The organism is Coleofasciculus sp. E1-EBD-02 (assembly GCF_040218245.1).
GTDB lineage: Bacteria > Cyanobacteriota > Cyanobacteriia > Cyanobacteriales > Coleofasciculaceae > Coleofasciculus.
This window is the reverse complement of the sequence record NZ_JAVJQN010000014.1, coordinates 16,102-39,079: the sequence shown is the minus strand read 5'-3', so window position 1 is coordinate 39,079 and position 22,978 is coordinate 16,102. Positions and strand designations below refer to the sequence as shown.

19 protein-coding genes and 2 pseudogenes are annotated in these 22,978 nt (G+C 44.9%); 11 read left to right on the top strand and 10 right to left on the bottom strand.

Features of this window, described 5'->3' with window-relative positions; translation table 11 throughout:
• Nucleotides 1-178: 178 nt before the first annotated feature.
• From RIC07_RS02330 to mutL, 8 genes are all read left to right on the top strand, one after another.
• On the top strand, nt 179-1,018 hold the full coding sequence (locus tag RIC07_RS02330; protein WP_446393105.1) for a DUF928 domain-containing protein: 840 nt from the start codon (nt 179-181) through the stop codon (nt 1,016-1,018).
• A gap of 237 nt (nt 1,019-1,255) precedes the next feature.
• On the top strand, nt 1,256-2,089 hold the full coding sequence (locus tag RIC07_RS02325; protein WP_446393104.1) for a DUF928 domain-containing protein: 834 nt from the start codon (nt 1,256-1,258) through the stop codon (nt 2,087-2,089).
• A 16-nt stretch (nt 2,090-2,105) separates the two neighbouring features.
• Nucleotides 2,106-2,924, top strand: coding sequence for a DUF928 domain-containing protein (locus RIC07_RS02320; protein ID WP_446393103.1), 819 nt, complete (start codon nt 2,106-2,108; stop codon nt 2,922-2,924).
• Nucleotides 2,925-3,259: 335 nt separating this feature from the next.
• Complete coding sequence (locus RIC07_RS02315; protein WP_446388341.1) at nt 3,260-3,871, top strand: hypothetical protein; 612 nt, start codon at nt 3,260-3,262, stop codon at nt 3,869-3,871.
• 202 nt (nt 3,872-4,073) lie between these two features.
• Nucleotides 4,074-6,938 carry an OmpA family protein gene (locus RIC07_RS02310; RefSeq protein ID WP_446393102.1) on the top strand — a complete coding sequence of 955 codons (2,865 nt, stop codon included), beginning with the start codon at nt 4,074-4,076 and terminating at the stop codon, nt 6,936-6,938.
• Nucleotides 6,939-7,135: 197 nt separating this feature from the next.
• Complete coding sequence (locus tag RIC07_RS02305) at nt 7,136-7,642, top strand: Rab family GTPase (RefSeq protein ID WP_446393101.1); 507 nt, start codon at nt 7,136-7,138, stop codon at nt 7,640-7,642.
• A gap of 7 nt (nt 7,643-7,649) precedes the next feature.
• On the top strand, nt 7,650-9,455 hold the full coding sequence (locus RIC07_RS02300) for a PAS domain-containing sensor histidine kinase (RefSeq protein WP_446393100.1): 1,806 nt from the start codon (nt 7,650-7,652) through the stop codon (nt 9,453-9,455).
• Nucleotides 9,456-9,883: 428 nt separating this feature from the next.
• Entirely contained in the window at nt 9,884-11,692 is a 1,809-nt protein-coding gene (gene mutL / locus RIC07_RS02295) for a DNA mismatch repair endonuclease MutL (RefSeq protein WP_446393099.1), read from the top strand.
• A gap of 83 nt (nt 11,693-11,775) precedes the next feature.
• Here the strand turns inward: mutL and RIC07_RS02290 are convergent.
• From RIC07_RS02290 to RIC07_RS02275, 4 genes and pseudogenes are all read right to left on the bottom strand, one after another.
• Nucleotides 11,776-11,874, bottom strand: a pseudogene (locus RIC07_RS02290) (type II toxin-antitoxin system VapC family toxin); the annotation flags it as partial.
• A 124-nt stretch (nt 11,875-11,998) separates the two neighbouring features.
• Nucleotides 11,999-12,595, bottom strand: a complete 597-nt coding sequence (locus RIC07_RS02285; RefSeq protein WP_446393098.1) for a Uma2 family endonuclease — start codon at nt 12,593-12,595, stop codon at nt 11,999-12,001.
• A 74-nt stretch (nt 12,596-12,669) separates the two neighbouring features.
• Nucleotides 12,670-13,440: a hypothetical protein gene (locus RIC07_RS02280; protein ID WP_446393097.1), complete on the bottom strand. Its 771-nt coding sequence runs from the start codon at nt 13,438-13,440 to the stop codon at nt 12,670-12,672.
• Nucleotides 13,433-14,566: an AAA family ATPase gene (locus RIC07_RS02275; protein ID WP_446393096.1), complete on the bottom strand. Its 1,134-nt coding sequence runs from the start codon at nt 14,564-14,566 to the stop codon at nt 13,433-13,435. Before RIC07_RS02275 ends, RIC07_RS02280 begins: the two co-directional genes overlap by 8 nt.
• A 134-nt stretch (nt 14,567-14,700) precedes the next feature.
• Between RIC07_RS02275 and RIC07_RS02270 the strand changes: the two genes are divergently transcribed.
• Complete coding sequence (locus RIC07_RS02270; protein WP_446393095.1) at nt 14,701-14,931, top strand: hypothetical protein; 231 nt, start codon at nt 14,701-14,703, stop codon at nt 14,929-14,931.
• Between the two features lie 30 nt (nt 14,932-14,961).
• Here the strand turns inward: RIC07_RS02270 and RIC07_RS02265 are convergent, their stop codons facing one another.
• The 6 genes and pseudogenes from RIC07_RS02265 to RIC07_RS02240 all read right to left on the bottom strand — a co-directional run bounded on the left by RIC07_RS02265 (nt 14,962) and on the right by RIC07_RS02240 (nt 20,313).
• The gene (locus RIC07_RS02265) at nt 14,962-15,720 is read right to left on the bottom strand and encodes a DUF4276 family protein (RefSeq protein ID WP_446393094.1); all 759 of its coding nucleotides are present in this window, start codon (nt 15,718-15,720) and stop codon (nt 14,962-14,964) included.
• Nucleotides 15,717-16,847, bottom strand: a complete 1,131-nt coding sequence (locus tag RIC07_RS02260) for an AAA family ATPase (RefSeq protein ID WP_446393093.1) — start codon at nt 16,845-16,847, stop codon at nt 15,717-15,719. Before RIC07_RS02260 ends, RIC07_RS02265 begins: the two co-directional genes overlap by 4 nt.
• A 43-nt stretch (nt 16,848-16,890) precedes the next feature.
• A pseudogene (locus RIC07_RS02255) lies at nt 16,891-17,091 on the bottom strand (DUF5615 family PIN-like protein); the annotation flags it as partial.
• Complete coding sequence (locus tag RIC07_RS02250; protein WP_446393092.1) at nt 17,088-17,465, bottom strand: DUF433 domain-containing protein; 378 nt, start codon at nt 17,463-17,465, stop codon at nt 17,088-17,090. The gene RIC07_RS02250 and the pseudogene RIC07_RS02255, both read right to left, overlap by 4 nt.
• A gap of 112 nt (nt 17,466-17,577) precedes the next feature.
• Nucleotides 17,578-17,814, bottom strand: a complete 237-nt coding sequence (locus RIC07_RS02245) for a hypothetical protein (protein ID WP_446393091.1) — start codon at nt 17,812-17,814, stop codon at nt 17,578-17,580.
• A gap of 285 nt (nt 17,815-18,099) precedes the next feature.
• Nucleotides 18,100-20,313 carry a phosphoketolase gene (locus RIC07_RS02240; RefSeq protein WP_446393090.1) on the bottom strand — a complete coding sequence of 738 codons (2,214 nt, stop codon included), beginning with the start codon at nt 20,311-20,313 and terminating at the stop codon, nt 18,100-18,102.
• A gap of 582 nt (nt 20,314-20,895) precedes the next feature.
• Between RIC07_RS02240 and RIC07_RS02235 the strand changes: the two genes are divergently transcribed.
• Nucleotides 20,896-22,302, top strand: coding sequence for a cytochrome P450 (locus RIC07_RS02235; protein ID WP_446393089.1), 1,407 nt, complete (start codon nt 20,896-20,898; stop codon nt 22,300-22,302).
• Nucleotides 22,303-22,381: 79 nt separating this feature from the next.
• Entirely contained in the window at nt 22,382-22,774 is a 393-nt protein-coding gene (locus tag RIC07_RS02230; RefSeq protein ID WP_446393088.1) for a hypothetical protein, read from the top strand.
• Nucleotides 22,775-22,978: the final 204 nt, after the last annotated feature.

The window sequence follows — 22,978 nt, the reverse complement described above, 5'->3', positions numbered from 1 at the left end:
CATGACTTGCAGCGTTTACGACAAACTCTTAATTCAGCAACATTTCCCTTAAGGTAGATGCTTGCCTGAGCCAAAAAGGTGATTATGTCTGACAGAAACTAACCTGGGTCTGGAACCTTGGCTTCTGCTCTAACATCTATATACTAAAGACTCGGTTCTACGAGCATATATCTGAATTATGGCTTGTTTCACCCGCTTATCACACCTAACATTCTTAACCATAGCTTTGATGCTAGGACTAGCCACCAAGCTAGTCGCTCAAGTGCCAACCCCGATTAGGACTACCTCTCTGGGTGCTGAACTACCGACTCAGTGGGAATTCAGAACTCCAGAAGGTTCAACGCAAAAGCCGATTCCCGTGAATCGAGAAGCTGGTGGAACGCGAGGTCCAGAGAATTGTACGCCGAATAATCAATCACTAATTGCCCTAGTTCCAGAATCATTGATCGGCAAAACCCTAGAGGAATATCCCAAATTATTCTGGTATATGCCATCAACAACAGCATCGGCAGTCGAGTTTGTACTGAACAATGCTAATGATGAAGAAATTTACCGGGTTAAGTATTCCTTGGAGCAGTCGGCGACAGGGGAAATACAGATGCCGAGAATTATGAGTTTAGCGATTCCTACTTCTGCTAATCTTGCTCCCCTGAAAACGAATCAGCTCTATTACTGGCAATTAGCATTGGTTTGCAATCCCCTGGATCGTTCAGCAGATATGGTTGTGGGCGGTGGGATTAAGCGAGTTGAACCGAGTCTAACGCTAAAAATGCGGACTCAACAGGCAACTCCTCAAGAACGAGTGGCACTCTATGCCCAGGAATTGCTCTGGTATGACACGTTAGACACCTTGGTAGAACTCCATCAGGATTTTCCCAATGATCGCAACGTGCAAACCGCGTGGAACAAGTTATTGCACTCAGTTGGCTTACAAAGTCTTTCTGAGCAATTAAATCCAGATAGGAGTGCTGCTTTAACTGAATCGTTGTCTAACTCAGGAGCTAGTTCTATTGAATAAAACAACCAATGCAAAGATAGGGAAAAACTAACATAAAGATTCAGATAAAAGTGCAATCCCAGGTTTCAGTTCACTCCCTATCTCAAGCTAGAATAGAACTATTCAGGCAAATTATTCGGCGAGAACCCTGACAATTCTGCAATGATCATCCCTCTTGTAGGAAGGTTAAGTGTCTGCTCAGACAGATTTTTCCAAAAACTTTGAAAGACTCTGATTAAGAAGGAGTTCTAAATTATTATGGCTTGGTTTACCCATTCATCCCGTTTTACAGTCGCTTTAGCGCTAACCCTAGGACTTGTGGCTAATGTTCCCGCTGGGGTACAAGCCCAGTTAGGGGGTTCACCCCTCAGCCGTGATATCCCCACAGAATGGGAATTCACGCCGCCAGACAGTCAAGGTCCAGCAATTCCAGGTAATAGAGAAGGTGGTGGTACAAGAGGACCTTGTATTGCAAACCCTAAACCCGGTCAAGTTCCGATCGCATTGGTTCCTGAGTCTGGTGTTGGCAAAACCATCGCTGAGTATCCTACTCTCTCTTGGTATCTACCGGAAAACACAGCTTGGGGAGTAGAGTTGACGGTACGTAATGCCAAGGGTGAGGAAATTTATGCGACGAAGTATGCTTTCGCCCATTACACCGGACAAGATTCTCAGGGAGATGACAAACAATATGTTGTCGGCGCTCCCGGTATTATGAACTTAACGTTGCCTAACTTAGAAAGTAGTGTCCTTCCTCCAGAGACTGATCAGACATATAAGTGGACGTTAAGACTGATTTGTAATACTCAAGAACCATCCGGTGATGTATATGTCGATGGTGCGTTCGAGCGCGTGGAACCTGATCCCAATCTGGTACGCCGCATCCAACAAGCAACGCCGGAACAGCGAGTGGCTATCTACGCCAGTGAGCGACTTTGGTATGAAACGTTGAATACCTTAGTGGAACTACGTCGCGCTCGCCCCAATGATCAGGGTTTGAAGGCGGCGTGGAGCCAATTGCTCCGTTCAGTCGAACTCGAGCAAATTGTCGAAGAACCAGTAGCTCAGGGTGCCAGAACCAATCCGAACTAATCACTGAGTCACTGTCATGGTACATAAGCGACGTCCTTTTTATCGATTTTCTTTGGCTGTTGGGGTCAAACTGGCGCTATTTGCCGCAGGGTTTGCCCTGATCCACAGCCCCCAAATTCTCCAGGCTCAGGGAATCCCCCAAACCTGGACAACTAACAAATATGAACCGCCAAGGGGAATTGGCTCGGCGAATCGTGTCGAAGGAGGAGCAACCCGAAGTTCTGGAGTTAATTGCCCTGTTGTCGGTAAACCGTTAACGGCTTTAATGCCAAGCGATCGCTTTGGTACAACGGTTGCGGCTTATCCCAGCTTTTTTGTCTACCTACCAGCCTCACCCGATCCCAGTACACCCTTACCTGTGGAGTTTGTTCTGGAGGATAGTGAGGGAAATCTTGTTTATCAAAGCCGATTCCGTACCAATGGCAAGTCAGGAATCATCACATTAAATCTACCTCAGGACGTTAGCTTATCACCCTTGGCGGTGGGTGAGGATTATCGTTGGACGTTCTCGATTCTCTGTCCGCCTGAGGACGAACGCTCTAATGATCTGGTGGTTGAAGGATGGGTAAGACGGGTAGCGATCGCTCCTACCCTAGAAACTCAGTTAGCGCAGGCATCCCCGACAAAAAAAGTGGAACTCTATGCTGAAGCACAACTGTGGCAAGATACTCTAGCACAGCTTATTGAACTGCGCCGCAATTATCCGAGTGATTCGGAGGTGGCGAATCAGTGGGTCAAGCTGTTGAACGCGGCGGGACTTAGCAATCTGGTGGGTGAGTCACTCGCATCTCAGAATACGCCTGTTGATGTACCCTTATCTTCGGCACAACCGTAGTCACTCGAAATTGATCCACTAAAATACACCATCCGTAGGGGTACGACATGTCGTACCCCTTATTCTCACATCAAGCTAAATTTGTCAAGTATTTCTAGCTGAATTGGTAATCTAAGAAAACAATCGGTAAACTCGATAAAAATAGGGACGGCAATAAAACAGTGCATCAATCCAACAACTGACTCGGTGGGAAAGACTCTAACTTGAAAGATTCTGACTTATCTTTTAGCGCCAACAGCAGTGTTATAGTAGTGTCACCCCCTGATCGGAGGATATTTACCACCAACCTATCAAGTTGAGCCAACCAGACGTTTAACCCAGTGAGAGGGAAAAGTATGGCAGAAATCAGTAAAGAACAAATGCGCGAGCGCTTGGGCAATATTGACCAGATCCGAGATATCATCTTCGGCGCTCAACTCCGAGAGTACGATAGCCGAATTGACAAAATTGAATCGAACCTGGCATTGATCCAGCAAGAAATGCGCGATCGCATCGAGCAAACCAAGACTGTCTATGCGACAGAGCTACGAGCCGCCGTAGATTCCCTGGAGAAAAAACTGAAGTCGTTGAATATGACGGTTCAAAACGACAATTCAGAGATTCGGCAAACCATCGATATGGTCAACAAAAAGTTTTCCGGAAATCTGGAATCCCTGGATAATAGTTTAGAAAAACAAACTAATAATTTGCATAACGAACTCTCAGAAACTCGCGAAAAACTCCAAGAAGATATTAGAAGCCTGAGATCGTATGTTTTTGAAGAACTCGAACGGCGCTTTTCCCTAATTAATGATGGCAAAGTGGCTAAAGATGATATGGCAGATATTTTGTTTGAATTGGGATTAAGAATTAAAGGAACGGAGTTTGCTCCTGAGCTGAAAGAAGCAGCGGGTAGTGATGTGGATGTTGATGTTCGGCTTTTAGAAGCAGGTCCCCTTTCACAGTAAGATAAGGGATGATAAATAAATTGCTGTCATTCACTCAAGTGGCTGGTTATTAGTCCCAACGTTCAGCAAAATGTTGGCTCAAAGCTAGCAATGTAGTGGATGTCCTAGATGAATAGGATTAGAATTGGGTCAAATGCTAACTTTGACTCAATTTGGCATTTACAAAACTCGGTGCCGATATAGAATAAGGCAGGATCAAATTATGGCTTTACCAGAAAAAAAGGGATCTGCCATATCCCAGCTAGAAGGCTTGCTGGATTTATTGATGGATTTACAAGATCCTAACTCGACTGAAGCCACAGCACCAGAAATGTCTTCCGCTCAGAAGAACGGGGAAACTCAGGGTAAATCTCATACTGATCAGTTAAAACAACAGGAAGTTGTAGAAGCGGGTAAAGACGTTCCGGTGGAACCTCTGGAAGTAACGGAAGATACAATTAAAGCCGATTCGAGTAGTCTGGAGGATGAATCGATCAATCCTCACGCCAAAGAAACAGATCAAATTTCCCATTCCCCAATTTCATCCTCTATTCCAACGTCAAAATCAGAACAGTCGTTGGAGCCTTCCTTACCGAAAAAATCGACCAACACATTTGTGACAGAGGAACCTCCAGAAACCTTACCTCAATCGCCAGAATCCAACGATAAGTCAGATTTTACTAATCTAGCAGACTCTTCACGCCATCTGGAAAAATCAACGCCAGACCTAACCCCCCCAAATTCAAAGCCCTCTCAAGAGCAGGAGAGAGGTTTGGAGAAAGGTTTTTCAGATCCCGTGAAAAGTACAACTCATCTAGAGGAATCACAGCCAAATTCCACAGATAATTTCGATTCAGAGCAGACTCAAACAGCATTAGAGGGTTTATCAAATGGGGAAAATAAATCATCATTTAACCATGCAACTCCTGCTCCATCCTCCACTCAAAACTTGAACCCCTTGCATCAATCTCAGTTAAACCCTACCTCACCTGAAACCGTGTCTGAACAATCTACCGACTCCAGCAAACATTTAATTTCCGATCAACTTTTAACAGCACTAGGAGAGTTAAATCAATCACCATTAGAGTCAACAGAAAATGGACTATACTCATCCCAGTTAAGCGAATCTGATCAGTCAACAACTGAGGAATTTGAACAGTCAGCCGAATCCTCATATCAGCTTCAACATATACCTGAAAACCAGAGCCAGGAATCCCTCGCCGCTTATGATGCCAATATTGAGGATGAATTTGAACGATTGCAGAAATTACTACTAACACCCGATATTCTCGATTCGCAAGAAGGGATTGAACTGCTCAAAGAAAAATTTTCCTCTTTAGAAAGTCAAATTTATGATCCGAGTAACTTAATTAAATTAATGCTGCCATTAATTACTCAAATTTTAAGCATGAAAATTGCTGAAGCGAGAGAAGAAATGGCAAGTGCGATCGCGCCCATTGTGGATGAGATGATCGAGGCGAAAACCAAAGAGGATAAAGAGGGCATCTGTTCCGCCTTAGCACCGATTATTCCCTCTGCCGTTAACTATCAAATTCTCAGCAACCCCGGTGAATTTGCCCGAGCAATTGCCCCGGAAATGAGTGCGGCGATTAAAGAACAAATAGAGATTGAACGGGATACGATGGTAGACGCCCTTTATCCAGTCATGGGCGGGACATTCTATAAATATTTGTCCGAAGCGATGCGGGCGATTGATCAGAAAGTGGAAAACTCCCTAAGTCCGGAGGGAATTAGTCGCAAAATTCGGGCGAGAAGCCAGGGAATATCTGAGGCAGAACTCATATTTAAAGAGTCGATGCCGTTTACCATCCAAGCAATGTTTCTGATTCACAAAGCATCAGGATTAGTGATTGCGGAAGTCCAACCCTTTGGCAAACAACAATTAGAGTCAGATATGGTGGCGGGGATGCTGACCGCCATTCGCAGTTTTGTCAATGATTGTATTATGCAATCCGGTGAAATCTCAGAACTGGATCGCATCGAATATGGACATTGTGACATTCTCTTAGAAGTCGCTGGATACTGTTATCTCGCCGTAGTGACACAAGGCGATCCCCCTCAGTCATTTATCGACAAAATGCGCTCGGCTTTGGGTACCATCGTTCTTCGCCATGGCAAGGCGATCGAATCATTTGATGGTGATCCAGATAATGTACCGGAACAAATCCCCTCCCTTCTGGAATCATTAACCATCGTTAATCCCAAATCCGAAACCTCGCCGCGTAAAGTTCCTGTCGCTTTGTTAAGCCTTTGTGCTGCTGTATTGGGTCTGATTTTTATTCCTTGGGGTATTCATCTGCATCGCAGTGGTGTCAATCAGCAGTTTGAGGAAGAAACCGCTGTGGCTTTAGCATCTGATCCAGAACTGGCTGTTTATCGGTTAAATGTGGAGGCACAAGGCGATACGATTACTCTATCCGGCAAATTACCGAATCAATATCTCGTCGAAAAAGCGGGACAAATTGCCCAAACCACTGTACCCAATGGTGAGATAGACAATGATATCATTGCCATCAAGGTTCCCCCCGATCCCGTCGAAGTCGCCGCCGAGGTTGAGCGTGTCACCGCTATTCTCAATCAAACCGAACGTTTAGCAATTTGGACGAATTTTCAAGAGGGTCAAGTTACCGTAGAAGGGAGTGTGATTCAGGTCAAAGATGCCCAAAAAATTACCGAGGCGTTAGAAGAAATTCCGGGAGTGGACTCTGTAACCAACACCGTGCAACTACAACCTCTAGCCTTAGCCTCTCGCATCTACTTCGATCTCAATTCCGCCGAATTAAAAGCGTCAGAACAAGCCAAAATGGACGCCTTGACCGCATTCCTCAACGATTACCCCAACCAGTCACTGCGAGTCATTGGTCATAGTGATCCCAGTGGTACACCCTTAGAAAATCAGGAATTAGCCTTAGAACGGGCAAAAGCCGTGGCTGAGGTACTGGTGCGTCAAGGAATTGATGCGAGACGCTTAGAAGTGTCCGGAACCACCAAACCCCCCACAGGCGTGTATGCTGATGAACCCCATCAGTACAGCCGATTCGTCGAATTTGAGGCGATCGCACGTTAAAAGCATAAGTAGTCGGACATAATTAAAGTTAAACATGAGGACAAGGGAAAGGGGAACACCTCGACTTCGCTCGGTGTGTCACAGGGAACAGTAAGAAGGATTACCCCGAACCAATGACCAATGACAAATGACAAATGACCAATGACCAATGACCAATGACCAATGACCAATGACAAATGACCAATGACCAATAACCAATGGCTAAAATATCCAAGAAAATTTGTCTCGTCGGTGACTTTGGCGTAGGCAAAACCAGCCTAATTCGCCGCTTCGTCGAACGCCAGTTTAGCGATCAGTATCTATCCACCGTCGGTGTGAAGATCTCCCGGAAAACCCTAGAATCCGTAAATTTACAGTTGCTCATCTGGGACTTGGAAGGACATACTAAATTTAAATCCATCGCTCCCAGTTACTTACAGGGTGCGAGTGGTGTCATCGTCGTGGCTGATGTCAGCCGCCTGGAAACCGTTGAGCGATTAGATGAACACGTTAACCTGTTTCTATCGGTTAATCCTAAAGGCAAAATTGCCATTGCCTTAAATAAATCGGATTTAGTCGAACCCGAAAAACTGAACCAACTGGTTCAAATCGTTCAGGATAAAGACTTGAATCCCGAAGCCGGACTTTATCAAACCTCAGCGAAAACAGGTGCTTATGTCGATGAAATTTTTCAACAACTTGCTGCTCAGATATTAAAGGCTTAGAATTTGTATGCCGTCCCGCTTAAAACTATTAGCACCCGACTACGAGTATCTCACCCTTGATCACGAGTTACTCGTTCAAGAGTTGTCTGACGGTGTTCCTAATTTTGCGGAATCTCCTCAAGATTTAAAATTAGGCGAAGATGTCCGCTTAGCCTTTCCGGAATTAGTCGGTATGGAAGGGGTGATGATAGACATTTTGGCAGGACGGCAGATGAGTTTCCAGTTAGCAGGGATTGTTCGAGCTGATCAGAATCACACAGCTAAAGCGACTGATTCTCCTTTTTATTTTGATTTACATATTTGTCACTATCAAGATGATAATGAAAATTATTTAATCCTTTTATTTAAGGATGTCACTGAACAGATGAGGTTACAGCAAAAATTAATTCAAAAATCAAATGAAACTAATCTGTTATTAAGTGCGCTAACTCATTCTAAAAATTATATTGATAAAATTATCAGTTCAATGGCTGATACCCTATTAGTCACTACAGCTTCAGGAGACATCAAAACGGCAAACCGTGCCGCACAAACTCTATTTGGATACAAGATAGACGAATTAGTGGGGCAACCGATTACCAAAATTATTAAAAATCAAGACTTTTTAAATAACTTAAGTCATTTATCACCGGATAGTTCGACATTTCAGGACATCGAATTAAATTGCCTGACTAAACAGGGTGAAACCGTGGCTGTAGCGTTTTCTTGTTCGGCTCTGATAACTGATCTAGAAGGTTCACTTAATTTCGTCTATGTCGGTCGAGATTTGACCCAGCGTAAACTTTTGGAAGCGGAAATGCTTCAAGCACTAGAGCGAGAAAAAGAACTTACGGAACTGAAATCTCGCTTTATTTCCATGACGAGTCATGAATTCCGGGTTCCCTTAACGGCGGTTTATTCCTCGACAGAATTACTGGAACAGTATAGTAGTAATTGGGCGGAGGAGAAAAAGCTCAAACACTTTAATCGAATTAAAGACTCAGTGAACCGCATGACAACCCTGTTAGATGATGTGTTGATTGTCAACAAAGCGGAATCAGGGAAATTGGAATTTAATCCTCAACCCTTAAATTTAAACCAGTTATGCAGAGATTTAGTTGAAGACATTGAACTGGGTATCGGTAAGCAGCATAAAATCAGATTCGTTGATCCGGGTAGGGTGAGCAAGGCTTGCATGGATGAAAAGCTCCTGCGGCATATTTTGACCAATTTGCTGACAAATGCGGTAAAGTATTCACCACCAGGTTCTACCGTGCAGTTTAACTGTCACTGTCGAAAACAGGAGGTTCTTTTTGAAATTAAAGACCAAGGAATTGGTATTCCTCCAGAGGATCAAAAGCGACTTTTCGAGTCTTTTCATCGGGCTAAAAATGTGGGCAATATTCAGGGAACAGGATTAGGTTTATCCATTGTCAAAAAATCGGTTGATTTACATGGGGGGAAATTGGCGGTTCACAGTGAAGTGGGTGTGGGTACAACGTTTAAAGTTACGTTACCCCTAGGAGATGGGGGAGCAGGGGGAGCTGGGGAAGCTGGGGGAGCAGAGGGAGCAGAGGGAGCAGAGGGAGCAGAGGGAGCTGGGGGAGCAAGGGGAGCAAGGGGAGCAGGGGGAGCTGGGGGAGCTGGGGGAGCTGGGGGAGCTGGGGGAGCAGAGGGAGCAGGGGAAGCAGGGGGAGCAGGGGGAGCAGGGGGAGCAGGGGGAGCAGGGGGAGCAGAGGGAGCAGAGGGAGCAGGGGGAGCAGAGGGAGCAGGGGGAGCAGGGGGAGAAAAAAATAAATTAGAGCTTCTCCGAAACACAGATTACACAGATTGAATGACACTCTCCAGAAGTCTCACGATTAAATGACACAGATTAACACAGACAAGTTAATAATCTCCCCGACAATCTAATCATCTTTTGTTCATTGACAACGCCTCTGTGAAATCAGTGCGACTAACCTCTGACACTCCACCACTATCGTAAATCCGTGAAATCAGTGTGATTAACCTGTGAGAGCCCACCACTACCGTTTCGATAAATCTGTGAAATCAGTGTTTCCACCGCTACCGTAAATCCGTGAAATCAGTGTGACTAACCTGTGACAGCCCACCGCTACCGTTTCTATAAATCTGTGAAATCAGTGTTTCCACCGCTACCGTTGCTATAAATCCGTGAAATCAGTGTTTACAGGGCTGGTTTTGAGAAAACGTTATCATCAACAGCGAAACGCAACAGTGCTAACCCCGCCCCTACTGCAAACTATGACTGGTTCGATTCAAACCCTACCGACGGAGGTTGTTAACTTAATTGCGGCTGGCGAGGTGATTGATTCCTTAGCCGCTGTAGTACGAGAATTGGTGGAAAATGCTTTGGATGCTGGGGCGACACGCATCGCTGTGGCTGTATGGTTTGATTTGTGGCGCGTGCGCGTGGCAGATAATGGCACGGGTATGGACTTGACAGATTTACAACAAGCTGCATCAGCACACAGTACCAGCAAAATTCAAAGTTGCGATGATTTATACAAGATTACCAGTTTGGGATTTCGCGGTGAAGCCTTGCATAGTATTGCAGCGTTAGCTGAATTAGAGATATGCAGCCGACTGACAGGTTTTGAGGGATGGCGCTGTACGTATAATACCCAGGGGGAAGCAGAAGAAACAGAAGCGGTTGCGATCGCGCCAGGTACGGTGGTGACTGTCTCGAATCTATTTGGCAAGTGGCGTCTGCGTCGTCAGGGATTACCGTCGAGAAGCCAACAACAACGCATAATCCAAGCCACGATACATAATATAGCGCTTTGCCATCCATCGGTGACTTGGCAAGTTCAGCAAAGCGATCGCTCCTGGTTTACAATTAGTCCAGGTCAAACGGCTCAACAGATCATCCCGCAACTCCTCAAACAAGTGCGCGTGCATGATTTGCAGCAATTAACCCTAGATGTTCCCACACCAGAGGAGGGGAGTAGAGAAGCTGGGGAGACAGGGAGATGGGGAGATGAGGGCGGGTTTAGTAACATCAAGGTGACAAAAAACGATAGTAGTGAAACCCGCCCCTACTTACCTAAAACCATGCCCTTGAGCGAAGCGAAGGGTTACCACTCTAAACTCTCCTTAGTGTTAGGATTGCCAGATCGCTGTCACCGTCGCCGCCCAGATTGGGTTAAAGTAGCCACAAATGGACGGTTAGTGCGATCGCCAGAATTGGAACAGACGATTCTCACCGCCATGGCGAAAACCTTACCGCGCGATCGCTATCCGATTTGTTTTATTCACCTACAAATTTGCCCCAGCCAAATTGATTGGAATCGTCATCCCGCCAAAGCCGAGATTTATCTGCATTCCCTTTCCTATTGGCAAGAACAGATTAGCCAAGCCATTGAACAAGCCTTGCGGATTGGGGCGGAAAATTTTGACACCGCCTCTCAATCCCATCGTGTCGGCAAATTACTGACAGCCTCGGCAAAAAAGGGTGTCTATCACCTAGATGAGTCACCAAAACAGGAGCGTAATCCTTCGGATATTGGCTTAGTGGAATTAAAAGCCGTTGCCCAAGTACGTAACATGTATATTCTGGCAGAACATGATACAGGAATGTGGTTAATTGAGCAGCATATTGCTCATGAGCGAGTCTTGTACGAACAATTGTGCGATCGCTGGCAACTTGTTCCCCTAGAACCGCCCGTAATTCTCAACCATTTAACCCCCGTTCAACTCGAACAACTGCAACGGATTGGCTTAGAAATAGAACCCTTTGGTGATCAAATGTGGGCTGTTCGCAACGCACCCGCCCTACTACATCAGCGAGATGACTGTGCTGATGCCCTATTAGAACTCAGTTTAGGTGGAGACTTACAAAACGCACAAGTTGCCACAGCTTGTCGCAGTGCAATTCGCAATGGCACACCCTTAAACTTAGACCAAATGCAGACATTATTAAATCAATGGAAAATGACCCGCCATCCCCGCACCTGTCCCCATGGGCGTCCAATTTACTTACCCCTAGAAGAATCAGCGCTGGCTCGTTTCTTTCGTCGTCATTGGGTGATTGGCAAAAGCCATGGAATTTAAAGCTTGTAGTTGCGCTTTAGCGCCATAATCGTATCGCTAGAGTAGTTAACTTAAGCCCTTAACTAAAGTTAGGGCTAAAAGCTAAAACCCGTTAAAACGGGTTCAATTTTCTGGGCGCGTTGAGGGTTGAGTTGTAAGCCATAGCGCAATTCCATAACCGTGATCACGGAAACCGCAATGTCATAATAAATCCGGGTTAGCTACCCCCCTTATAACCCAGTCCGCGCAGGCGGACTTTGTTTGTGTAGCAGCGATTTCAATCGCCGTGGAGAAAGGGGGTAATTTAACATGAGATTAACCCGGAAATTACGACTTTCGTATCCCATTAATAAACGCCATTCTCGCCTCAACTATATCAGACATTAACACACAGCGCACCAGCAACTCTAAATCCAAGTTAGGTAGAAACTCACTGCGCTCAACTTGCTCATAGTCATTTTGCCGAAAACGGTAGATTAAAATCTTATTCTTTTGCCAAAACCAAACTTCAGGAATTTCAAATCGCTTGTACTTTTTGAGTTTATCCGTTCCGCCACTGGTGAGAGCCACTTCAATTGCCAGATCAGGATGGTCTTTCTTTGTGCCAATATAGTAAGACTCATCGGGAGCAAAGGAAGCACCTTTCGTTTCTGCTTCACGAGTTGCATTGCCAATCGGTATAAATCGAATCCCCTTTTCAAATAAATAGGCTTCTATGAGAATCGCTAGAAATTTTTTAATCATTTCATGGTCTTCACCTGTCGTCATGAACTCCACACACCCATCCAGATAAGTTAATTTTAATCCAGGCACATCTTGCATCACGGCTTGAATTGCCTTGAATTGCTGCCAATTATAACGTCCGGGTAGGATAAAATACTGGTCGTTAACTGGGTTGAGTTGTTCTGTAAGTTGTATAGTCATAGTAAATTTAAACTTTTCGGGTGAGTACACAAATGCTTAGTAATAATTAAGCCAATCCAGACAAGTTTTAGTGTCTATTGAATTAGAGCGGGTAATCGTTGCTCAACTTCACCGATATAGTCTACCAAACCTGTATGAATACCTCTTTCGCGCAGAAGTTCTAAGTCTGTATCTTCCCAACACTGCTGTTCGCGTCTCATATCTCCGTCCGTTAGCTGTTCAACTATGACTTTCGCATTTCTCATTCGATCAGGTTCTTGCAGTGAAGTAGAGCGTAATCTGTGTGATTCCGTACAAGGGTCAAACGTTAATCTAGTTTTTATCTCTGCTAAAATTTGTTTTTCCCGTTGATTCAAGGGAACAAATCCATTCAAAACCCATGCCTCACGTTTTGGATTCGCTGTACCAATAATAATTTCCAAGAAAGGTTGTCGATTAACCTGTTCTAAGCGTGCTTGTTCAAGCCCCTGGCGGCGCTCTGGTTGATTATCTAAATCACGGATAAAGAGAACCGCCTTAATCTGTCGCGTTCTTTGCAGGAAACGAACCAAATTCAGGACTTTTACAGATATTGCCCCATCAGCTTTTAACGGTTCACCCTTGCTATCATGACCCAGAAATCGTGGCGGTTTAAATCTCAGTTGTTCTTTTGCCTCGTCAATAATTTTACCAATGTCACTCCAGCAGGAATGTTGTGTCCCATTTTGTAATCCACTCCACTGGAAAAAATACTGAAGATTATCCTCATCTAACCAATCTACTTTCTCAACCAGAACACGTTCAGCTAATTTGGTAGCCGTTCGTGCATCTGCACCACTTTCCACGATAACAATAAACTCAATCACTTCCTTCTCCTGCAACAACCCAATCTTCGCCCTCAGCATCCCAAAACTCACCCGTTGTTAACGTTTGTTTTGCCCATTCCACATCAGGATGTTCATCTAACCGCTTGGAGACGGTGAAGCCGGAATCGGTATTATTTAAAACATGTACTTGAGCAGGAACCAGTTCATCAATGATATAGGGAGAGTGAGTCGAAAAGATAATTTGCAAATTGGGGTTGTCTTGAATAATTTCCTTAAAAACCGTCATCAATTCCCGTTGGGCTTTGGGATGAAGTCCCTGTTCAATATCATCGAGTAAAACCAAATTGGGTTGATTAGGATTCATCAGCACAGCCAGTAATCCTAGGATAAGCATTGTTCCTTCGCTAACGGAATGGGCTGGTATACGCTCACCACTATTCATATCAAGTACGACTTCTTGTCCGGTAAGTTCTTGAGTTTCTTCATAAGGAATAAATTTACCATTGACTTCAAGGGAACGCTGGCGATTGACAAAAACCTTTGCTCGCTTGACGCCTACCTTGCGTATACCGGGTACAATTTGCCTTAACCTTTCCTCTAAAGCTTGAAAGTTATCAGGATTCTCATTACGCAGAAAGTCCAGAGTCGGCGCTAGTCCCGAACCATCGTACTCAACTCGCGGTGTAATTTCATCACTGTACGCTGCTTTGGCAAGATTACTGGCTATTAGCTTAAGATAAACTGTATGTCTGAGAGACTGAGGAATGGGATATTCCGCATCTTTTAGTGAGCTTTGCCATCCCTCACAGTTATCGAGTTTGTCATCTACTTTCCACGATGCCTTTGGATACCAATAATCAGGCTTTTCTTGTGTCCAGCTATAGGATGCTTGCCAATCTTGCCGCTTGTTATATCCCCAAAAACCGCTGGCAATAACCGACATATTTTTTTTGCCTGTCGTTGTAATAAATTGAGGTGATCTTTCCTGCTGGAAGATATATTTAAATTCTGAGCCAGCCAATCGACTGAGATAATGCAACGCTTGCAGTACTGATGTTTTTCCAGCACTGTTTTGCCCGACAATAGCATGTAAACGGGAACGATCAAAACTAATTTGTGTAGATTGATGGCTTTTAAAATTATGGAGTTCTAACCTTTCTAACATTGATTATATATCTACAATAGTTGGATTAACCACGGGATTTTAACCACTCGTTTTCTCGAACAATAAGCACCCAAGCCGTACTATTAGCTAAATCTTGACGCTCTCGCCATATCCCAGTAACTGAAATCCATACTTTGGAGCAAGTTTTTCAACAATACTGTTTAGAAAAATTAAATCAAGGATTTCCAACTCAATTTTATCTCCTTTTCTTTGAACATGATCAATCCGTGGTAATGATTGACTTAAATATAGCAATTTTTGGGATGATGCGGTACATCCGCAAGGGCGCAAGCCTTGCGCCCCTACATTTGGGTGTATACTTCACACAGTCGGAGTATGTCATTCTGAATGGAGCGATCGCGTGATTCTTAACAAAAATAAAGGTGGGCAACTGCTCACCTTTCTGGCTCCGGATTTGTGTTCACATCCCTAACCCTTTTGGCTACTGCTATTAAATGTTGTACAAAAGTAGCATATCCAGTCGGACAACAAGTTTTAATAGTCTCTAAATCAATCTGATTAGCTAAGTTCCATCGGATTTGAAGCGGACGTTGATTGCCACTTGCTTCGGGAAGATAGGTGGATTCGGCAATCGCTTTATCCAAACGCTCTTTTGTATCGTCCAAATTTTCTAAATTCTCAAGAGGTTGAATCTCCACACCTAACACCGTTGCCACAGTCTGAGTGTCAGCTAGCAACCACGTCTCAAAATTTTTAATCGCTAAACCTTCAGCACTGCGATCGCTGATTGGTTGATCGTTTACATCTAAGTGATTGTCGCGAATTGTACTTAAAGCACGCTCTAAGTTATCCTGTCTTTGAGATAATTTATCATCCGCATCAACCACAATCAGGATCATATCGATTTCCTCTGGTTTCCATGCGATAACTAGCTGGGCTAAATATTTTCGATCTAGAACGGAATGTCCAGTTCGTAACTTTACCCCTCTCTCCTTCAATGATGGGTGTCGGTGAACAAAATCACAATCAGATAATCCGATATTTTTTAGCTCTCGCCGAATTAAAGTGTGGAGCGCTCCCTCTTTTTTCCTTTCAATAACTTTGCCACCGTCTTCTGGTTTAATATAAGGAATACTCAGTCCGAGTTCGGCTTCACCTTCAGCAATTAGCCCAATACGAATCGGACGATTCATTCCGGATTACCTCCAAACACATTCGTAAACCAAAGTTCTCCTAACGCTCCATCGTAAGCTTCCAAGGCTTTTTGGAAGCGTACAGAATCGGTAGGCAAATTATGAACTTGAGTTTTACCTTCGTGATCGAGTTCAACAGCACGGACTTGCTCCGGTTCGACATAATTGAGCAGCACAGGAGAATGCGTTGTGATTAAAATCTGCACAGGTTTACCCGTAATCCCCTCTGTTGAAACAATTTTTAATAGTTCTATCATTTTGTGCAACAGCCAGGGATGAACCCCATTCTCTATTTCCTCAAAACAAATGATGCTTGGAGTATCTTCTTGATACAGCGCTGTTAGGAACGCTAGAATTCTCAGGGTTCCATCTGATATGTCAGAGGCAGGTATGTGGTGTTCTGAATATCGGTCAATCAATTCTAGTGAAAAGGTTTGATTTTCTCCACGAGGTAAGGCTATTCTTTGTATGTTAGGAACCAGTCGGGTTAAACGTTCCTCTAATTCATCAAAGTTTTTACGATTAGCGTGCAAAATATCAACTAGAGCATAAGCAATTCCCTGTCCTGTTCCTTCCATAGTTCCGGTTGATGGGATATTGCTCGATAAATTCACTGGAGCGAAATCGTAAATACTAACTTTTTTTAATGACTGGCCAAGGTGAGAATCTGGGTATTGATGAACATTAATTACAAAGTTTCTTAATTCATTGGTAGTTCGAGATGTTACACTAGCATTTATGCCCGTAATATTTATCGCAATATTGAGTTTATTGTAGTCAAGATTAAATGACATACCTACAATATTATTTTTATGATAATTATTTTCTATTTTATCAAGGGTACTTGCGCTCCATGAAAGATAATCTGATTTTCCTTGCCAGAATTTAGATTCAATACTTTGTTTGTTTTTGCTTACAGTCAGTAAAGACTCATGGAAAACTTCTGTAATCTTTGTATTACCGCTGATTTTTATCAGCCTTTGAAAAAAATCAGACCAGATCACTAAAGCTTCACAAATATTTGACTTTCCCGAACCGTTAGGTCCAATGAAAACAGTCAGTGGCGCTAAATCAACCTCGGTATCAAATAGGCTCTTATAGTGCTGAACTCGTAATTTAGATAACATCTCTTTCAGAGTAAGCAGATTGAGTTATTATATCGCAGCCTCAATTCCGGTTCGCTGTGAGAATCATCATTTGGTTAGCTTGAGCATAACTCCAGACAAGGCGATCGCTACTATCCATTGACAATCCAGCTTCTGTAAACGTTACAAACTGGATAGACAGAAACTCTAGCCAAGCCCCTTTGGTTAAAATTCCCAGAAAAACCAGGGCATATCCATCAAGATTGTAGTCTACCAGAAAATTCATGGCGATTTTGAGGCGCGTTTGGCTTTTTGCTCCTCTAGCTTTGCCCATAAAGCTTCTTGACCGGGTTTACGGGGCATTGTGGCAATTAGGGCAAAGTGTTCGCGGTTGCGCTCTTGCCAATAGTGGCGAATTTCTACTCTGGTTTGGAGAACGTCTTGATATTCAGCTTCTACTTGAGTGCGATTGGTTTCAAGATAAGACAATGCCGCATTAATTTGCTCATCCGTAAGGTTAAATTTATCGCGGATCAACTTAGGGGGATAGTGAGCCTTCAAAAAATCCATTACATCATAGAGGGTGATGCGTGTACCTACGATAGTCAGTCCCCGTTCTGTACGGATGATTGCCCCTTTTCCATTTGATGCTAAAGTCATATCTGTAGCCTTTCTCCAACTAATTTAATATTACATCTACACAATATGAACCGTCATTGTTATTTTGGGTAAGCACAGGCGCTACCTGTAGGGGCACGGCATTGCCGTACCCCTACCATAAATGGCGTTTGTGCTGATCAATTTTAATAACGTCAAACGGCGTGATAAAATTGTCTAGTATTTTTAGCTCTGCCTTGTTAGCACAGCCGACAATTAATTCCATTTGTGTGACTATACTAATCGCCAAGCTAGAACTTGATTTCAAGTTTTGTAAACAGGTAACGGCGTCAGAAATACCACGACCAGCATCAATCAGTATGTCGGTATCTACAATAGTTGGATTAGCCACTTTTAGCCTTGGGTTTAAACCCAAGGCGGTTTAACTGAGATCTTGCACCTTTGTCAGCCCCAGCATCAGCCAATAACCCAAGTCCATTTTAATAGACTAAAACTCTTATCCAGTCAGCTTTAGCTGACTTGCGCTTTTAGCCTTGGGTTTAAACCCAAGGCGGTTTAACGCTAGTGGTGCTATCTCAGGTAGAGGAAAGTGGAGTCAACCCCACCCCACTGTGTAGAGACGCGCCATGGCGCGTCTCTACAATCGTGATTCAGCAAGCCCTAATTCACTTCAATTCTAACCAACTAACTCAGTCGCCCGCTTCGCCAAATTCTCAGCCGTTAACCCATTAAATGCCATAATTTGACCTGCACTCGATGCGGTTTCCCCACGCTTCCAGGCAAAAATATCGCGCTTAACGGTACTCCGTAACATCAACGGTTCCAACATGGCACTGGCACCTCCGGTTACGCCAATCAAAGCATCGCCACCAAAGAACTCCTCAAACCCTTGATCACTTAAAAAGTGGCTATCAGGATCTGTACAAGTTTCCCACGCCACATCATGGGGACGATACAAACGTCGGGGACTAATTACGGAAACAACTCGCACGCCAATTCCTTGATTTTCCAGGTGAACGGCTGCATCTAAGACGGGAATCAGTGGCATATCGCCAACCACGGCAAACACGACTTTCTGACTCCCTTCGGTTTCATGGAGTACCACACCCCCATCTTTTAACGCTTGACGGGTTTGTTCAAATGTGGTTAATACCGGTAAAGGTGACTTACTCGCCGTAATCGTAATTCCCTTATTCTTCATCGTCAGCGCCCAGTCATAACACACCTGGATACTATTAGCATCACAGGGAAATAAGGGGAAAACATTGCCATTCCGCATCATCGCAGCAAAGTAATTTTCAATCTCTGGACGCTGGTGAGTCCACCCATTGCGCCCTTGTTCCAATGCCCCAGCGGTAAATAAGGTAACTGTAGCGGGTGTTGGACGGCGCAATTCTGCCATGGCTTGGGTAACCGTTTGCCATATCGGTAATCCATTCACCGCGAAGGATTCATAGGAACACCAGAGAGTACGGGAACCAAACAAGGCTAAACTCGCCGCTAACCCCGCACAAGCATCTTCACTTAAGGGTTCGTATACCTGACCCTTGGGTCCCTGATAATAGAGGTCATCGACGGTAGGATGGAGAATCTTCAGCGCCACGTTAACATTATTAATCCCAGAGGCGGCATTCCCATCAGCGTTAGAAATGATAAAGTTAGGGTCTTGTTTCCCCACATGGGCAACTAACGCCCCCATCGCCGTCGTCGCCACTTGCTTATCACCCTTAATTTCAAATTCGTTTAAGGGTAATGTGCCTAAATCCGGTAACGATAACTCCTTCTCCGTCACCACCTGATGCGACGCGGGACCCCCAGCCGCCCGTTCAGAGTTGGTGCGTACCAGTTGCCACGCCTCTGGGGGTAAGGCACGCTGTTTCAAGGCTTGGACAATTTCTTCATTGTCTAGGGTATGGTAGCCGTAGAGGTTGTGGGCTTTAGCACCTCGCGCATGGACACCAGCGCCTTTAAGCTGTTTGATAATCAGTACGGTAAGCTTACCGCCTAGGGCAGATTTAGCGGCTTTATCGGTGGCTTCTAATACGGCTTTGGTAAATTCCAAGCGTTTTTCCCAGGAAAAGGCGGTGCTATCTACATATTCACCGGGTTGATTGGCGTCGTCAAAGTCTTTGGCATTGACTAGGATAATTTCTTTAAATCCATTCCCTTCCCAATATTCAATCATCTCTTCGTTGGGTTTGGTGGATACCATGCTGTGGTGTTCCTGGGAGTATCCATTCCAAACTAAGATGGGCAGGAAGTTGGTGACATCGGGATAGGCGGTGTTGAAGTGACCAAAACTACTCATTATGTATGGTTCACCAATCCCCCCGTCGCCAATTGTCACGGGGAAGAGGGTATCCCGGTGGAGTAACGCCCCCGCCATGGCGAAATGCTGCCCTTGTCCCAAAGGTCCAGCCGGGTTCAGCAGTCCAGGAATTTGACCGGAGAGGTGTCCCAGGAGTCCATGCATTTCCCGGAAGCGTTCCCGCATCTGTTGCACGGTGGTAATCCCCATGTCCTCTAGGGATCGGTCTAAGAACATAGTGCTGTAAAAGCCAGGGGCATGGTGTCCCACTTCGGTAATAATATTTTTATAGCCCAGCATGATTAAGGCGGCGATACCTTCGGCGACGCTGGCAAATCCGCCGGGATGACCGGATGCTTTGGATGCCGTGACTTGCAGGGTTAGGTAACGCAGGGCATCAGCCGCGAGGAGGGTTTGGAAGACAGCCGCTGGGTCAGATGGGGAGGCGATCGCAACGTTGCCCTCAGCAATGGCAGGTTTTCCACCATACGTCTCCAAACCCGGTAAGGCTTGCCCAAAATATTGGATGCCTTCGCAAAAGGCTGGAACGGGTGACGTAGTTTTTGGGGTTGTTGCAGTCATGCTGAGTACCTTAAATAATTGTATCGGTAGATTAACTTTATGAAAATTTTACAATGTTTTGCAACTTAAAGGTTGTTAAACTTAATCAATTTTGGGTTATGCAGTGATAATTTAAGGTAATCAGACTGGATTTACCGAAGAAATTAAATCTGTTTCATAGAATCAGGGTTATGTCAATAGGCGACAATTCGCTACTCTAAGAAACATGAACTCAAACACCCTGCCGTCAACAACCCGTCGATAAAAGCGAGGGCTCCTTATAGCCTAAGTTGACCAGCCTAAGTGCTACGCGCACTACGTTAACGTCAAGCGTTAAAGTTCCTACCTACGGATGCGTGCCAGTCTGTAGCTCTAGAACCGAGTGGTTAAACAGGTCTAAAGGGTTAAGCCAGTGCTGCTTGGAAAGTACCGACCGTTAACATTGGCGAGGCAAACATTACCCCGGAAACGGGAGTTGGGGCAACCATACCCCAAAGGGGGAGCAACCATACTCCCCCACCAATTTTGTTCAAGGAAAGTAGTACATCCTGCCCTGCTTTCCTCCCGTCGCTAAAAGCGAGGGTCTCCAGCAGGTTTTTAAAGATGAAACTGCCAGAAGGTCCAACCAGCCCTGCCATCGTGCAACTGATCCAGTGGATTATTGACCCTCTGGAATTCTTGGATAGTTGTGCCAAGCGCTACGGGGACACTTTTACCTTAAATCTGAGAAACTTCCAGCCTTTGGTTTTGCTCAGCCATCCCCAAGCAATTCGGGAGATTTTTACCACCGATCCAAACCTGTTTGACTCAGGGCGAGGAAGCAAGATTCTTCAACCCTTGGTGGGAGAGAATTCTCTGTTGTTGCTTGATGGCGATCGCCACACCCAGCAAAAACGTTTGATTATGCCGCCCTTTCATGGGGAACGGATGCAGACTTACGCTCAATTAATTGGCGACATCACCGAACAGGTTGCTAGTCAGTGGCAAGTGGGTAAGCCACTCTGTATGCGGGAGCAAATGCAAGACATTACCCTGCAAGTGATTATGCAAGCCGTGTTTGGTTTGCGGGAAGGTGTGCGTTACCAACGCCTCAAGCCCCTTTTGGCAACCCTGTTAAATATGACTGACTCCCCGGTGAGTTCTAGTCTGCTATTTTTCCAATTTCTGCAACAAGATTGGGGCGCGTGGAGTCCCTGGGGGCGCTTTGTCCGGCGCAGGCAGCAAATTTATGAACTTTTGCAAGCGGAGATTGATGAACGTCGAGAACAGTCATATCTAGAAGGGGATGATGTCCTTAGTTTAATGATGTCGGCGCGATATGAACAGGGTCAGCCGATGACGGATGCGGAGTTGAAAGATGAGTTGATGACGCTTCTGTTTGCTGGTCACGAGACGACAGCGACGGCGTTAGCCTGGGCGTTTTATTGGATTCACAAGCGTCCTGAGGTCTATGAAAAACTGATACAGGAACTGGATAGCTTAGGGACTCACCCAGAACCAATGGCGATCGCAAAGTTACCCTATCTCACCGCCGTTTGCCAAGAAACCCTACGGATTTACCCGGTTGTTTTCATTACCTTCCCGCGCATTACCAAAGCACCGATGCAAATTATGGGTCGTGACTATGACACGAATACGGCACTCTATCCTTGTATTTACCTAACTCATCATCGGCAAGATATCTATGCCGAACCGGAACAATTTAAGCCAGAACGTTTCCTGGAACGCCAGTTTTCTCCTTACGAGTATTTACCTTTTGGGGGTAGTAGTCGTCGCTGTGTGGGTTTGGCATTGGCACAGATGGAAATGAAACTGGTTCTGGCGACTATTTTGTCGCGTTATCAGTTAGTGCTGAGGGATACAAAACCCGTCAAACCCCAGCGTCGCGGTCTAACCATTTCTCCAGAGGGGGGTGTGCAGATGGTATTGAAGGGAGTGCGATACGTTCCTTCGGAACAGGTTTCGCCAACGCATCCAGCCCCAGTGCCTCTAGAGACGACTACCTACTAATTTACTATAATTTTCAGAGTGGTCAACGTTGAATATAAAGTGGTCAGATTCGATTAAACTTTAAAATCTGAGGAAAAAAATGACCGAAACTCAAGATAAACCAATTAATGAATCTACGTCTACCCCAGACGCAGCTCCAACTCAGTCGGGCAATTTTCTGCAAAGTTGGAAATTTAGAGCTGGATTAATCACGACAGCTGTTGTTTCAATTTTTCTGGGTTTCTTCCTGCTGGTTTTCTTCTGGCATCACATTGTTGCTGGGATGGGGATGAATTCTTGGTCTGATCGTGCTGGTGCAGAACCCATTGAGTGCATGATGAAAGATACCAACAATGATGGTTATGTGAGCTGTAGTGCCATGCGGAACGGTGACGTAGTTCCCCTAGAATGTGGCGTCAGTATCTTTAATATTGGTTGCCGAGTGAATTATGGCGCGGCTGCGGCTCCATCGTTGCGTTCTTCTCCTAGATGATCAATGCAGGGTTAGCCTCTGTGATGGGGTTAACGAAGCCTCACAGTTGGGTTTTTGGTAGTTGAGTGGTGTTTAGGGACAAAAATTTATCCAAAGACCCAATTGTGGCAGATAAAATTCTGAATTAATTCTCACCTTATATAGCGCTACGCGCTAGGCAATGGGCAATAGGCAATGGGCAATAGGCAATGGGCAATAGTCAGA

What these genes read in the sequence shown, in the direction of transcription:
- RIC07_RS02330 (WP_446393105.1), top strand. Translation starts at nt 179, where the DNA reads ATGGCTTGTTTCACCCGCTTATCACACCTAACATTCTTAACCATAGCT.
- RIC07_RS02325 (WP_446393104.1), top strand. Translation starts at nt 1,256, where the DNA reads ATGGCTTGGTTTACCCATTCATCCCGTTTTACAGTCGCTTTAGCGCTA.
- RIC07_RS02320 (WP_446393103.1), top strand. Translation starts at nt 2,106, where the DNA reads ATGGTACATAAGCGACGTCCTTTTTATCGATTTTCTTTGGCTGTTGGG.
- RIC07_RS02315 (WP_446388341.1), top strand. Translation starts at nt 3,260, where the DNA reads ATGGCAGAAATCAGTAAAGAACAAATGCGCGAGCGCTTGGGCAATATT.
- RIC07_RS02310 (WP_446393102.1), top strand. Translation starts at nt 4,074, where the DNA reads ATGGCTTTACCAGAAAAAAAGGGATCTGCCATATCCCAGCTAGAAGGC.
- RIC07_RS02305 (WP_446393101.1), top strand. Translation starts at nt 7,136, where the DNA reads ATGGCTAAAATATCCAAGAAAATTTGTCTCGTCGGTGACTTTGGCGTA.
- RIC07_RS02300 (WP_446393100.1), top strand. Translation starts at nt 7,650, where the DNA reads ATGCCGTCCCGCTTAAAACTATTAGCACCCGACTACGAGTATCTCACC.
- mutL (WP_446393099.1), top strand. Translation starts at nt 9,884, where the DNA reads ATGACTGGTTCGATTCAAACCCTACCGACGGAGGTTGTTAACTTAATT.
- RIC07_RS02285 (WP_446393098.1), bottom strand. Translation starts at nt 12,595, where the DNA reads ATGACTATACAACTTACAGAACAACTCAACCCAGTTAACGACCAGTAT.
- RIC07_RS02275 (WP_446393096.1), bottom strand. Translation starts at nt 14,566, where the DNA reads ATGTTAGAAAGGTTAGAACTCCATAATTTTAAAAGCCATCAATCTACA.
- RIC07_RS02265 (WP_446393094.1), bottom strand. Translation starts at nt 15,720, where the DNA reads ATGAATCGTCCGATTCGTATTGGGCTAATTGCTGAAGGTGAAGCCGAA.
- RIC07_RS02260 (WP_446393093.1), bottom strand. Translation starts at nt 16,847, where the DNA reads ATGTTATCTAAATTACGAGTTCAGCACTATAAGAGCCTATTTGATACC.
- RIC07_RS02250 (WP_446393092.1), bottom strand. Translation starts at nt 17,465, where the DNA reads ATGACTTTAGCATCAAATGGAAAAGGGGCAATCATCCGTACAGAACGG.
- RIC07_RS02240 (WP_446393090.1), bottom strand. Translation starts at nt 20,313, where the DNA reads ATGACTGCAACAACCCCAAAAACTACGTCACCCGTTCCAGCCTTTTGC.
- RIC07_RS02235 (WP_446393089.1), top strand. Translation starts at nt 20,896, where the DNA reads ATGAAACTGCCAGAAGGTCCAACCAGCCCTGCCATCGTGCAACTGATC.
- RIC07_RS02230 (WP_446393088.1), top strand. Translation starts at nt 22,382, where the DNA reads ATGACCGAAACTCAAGATAAACCAATTAATGAATCTACGTCTACCCCA.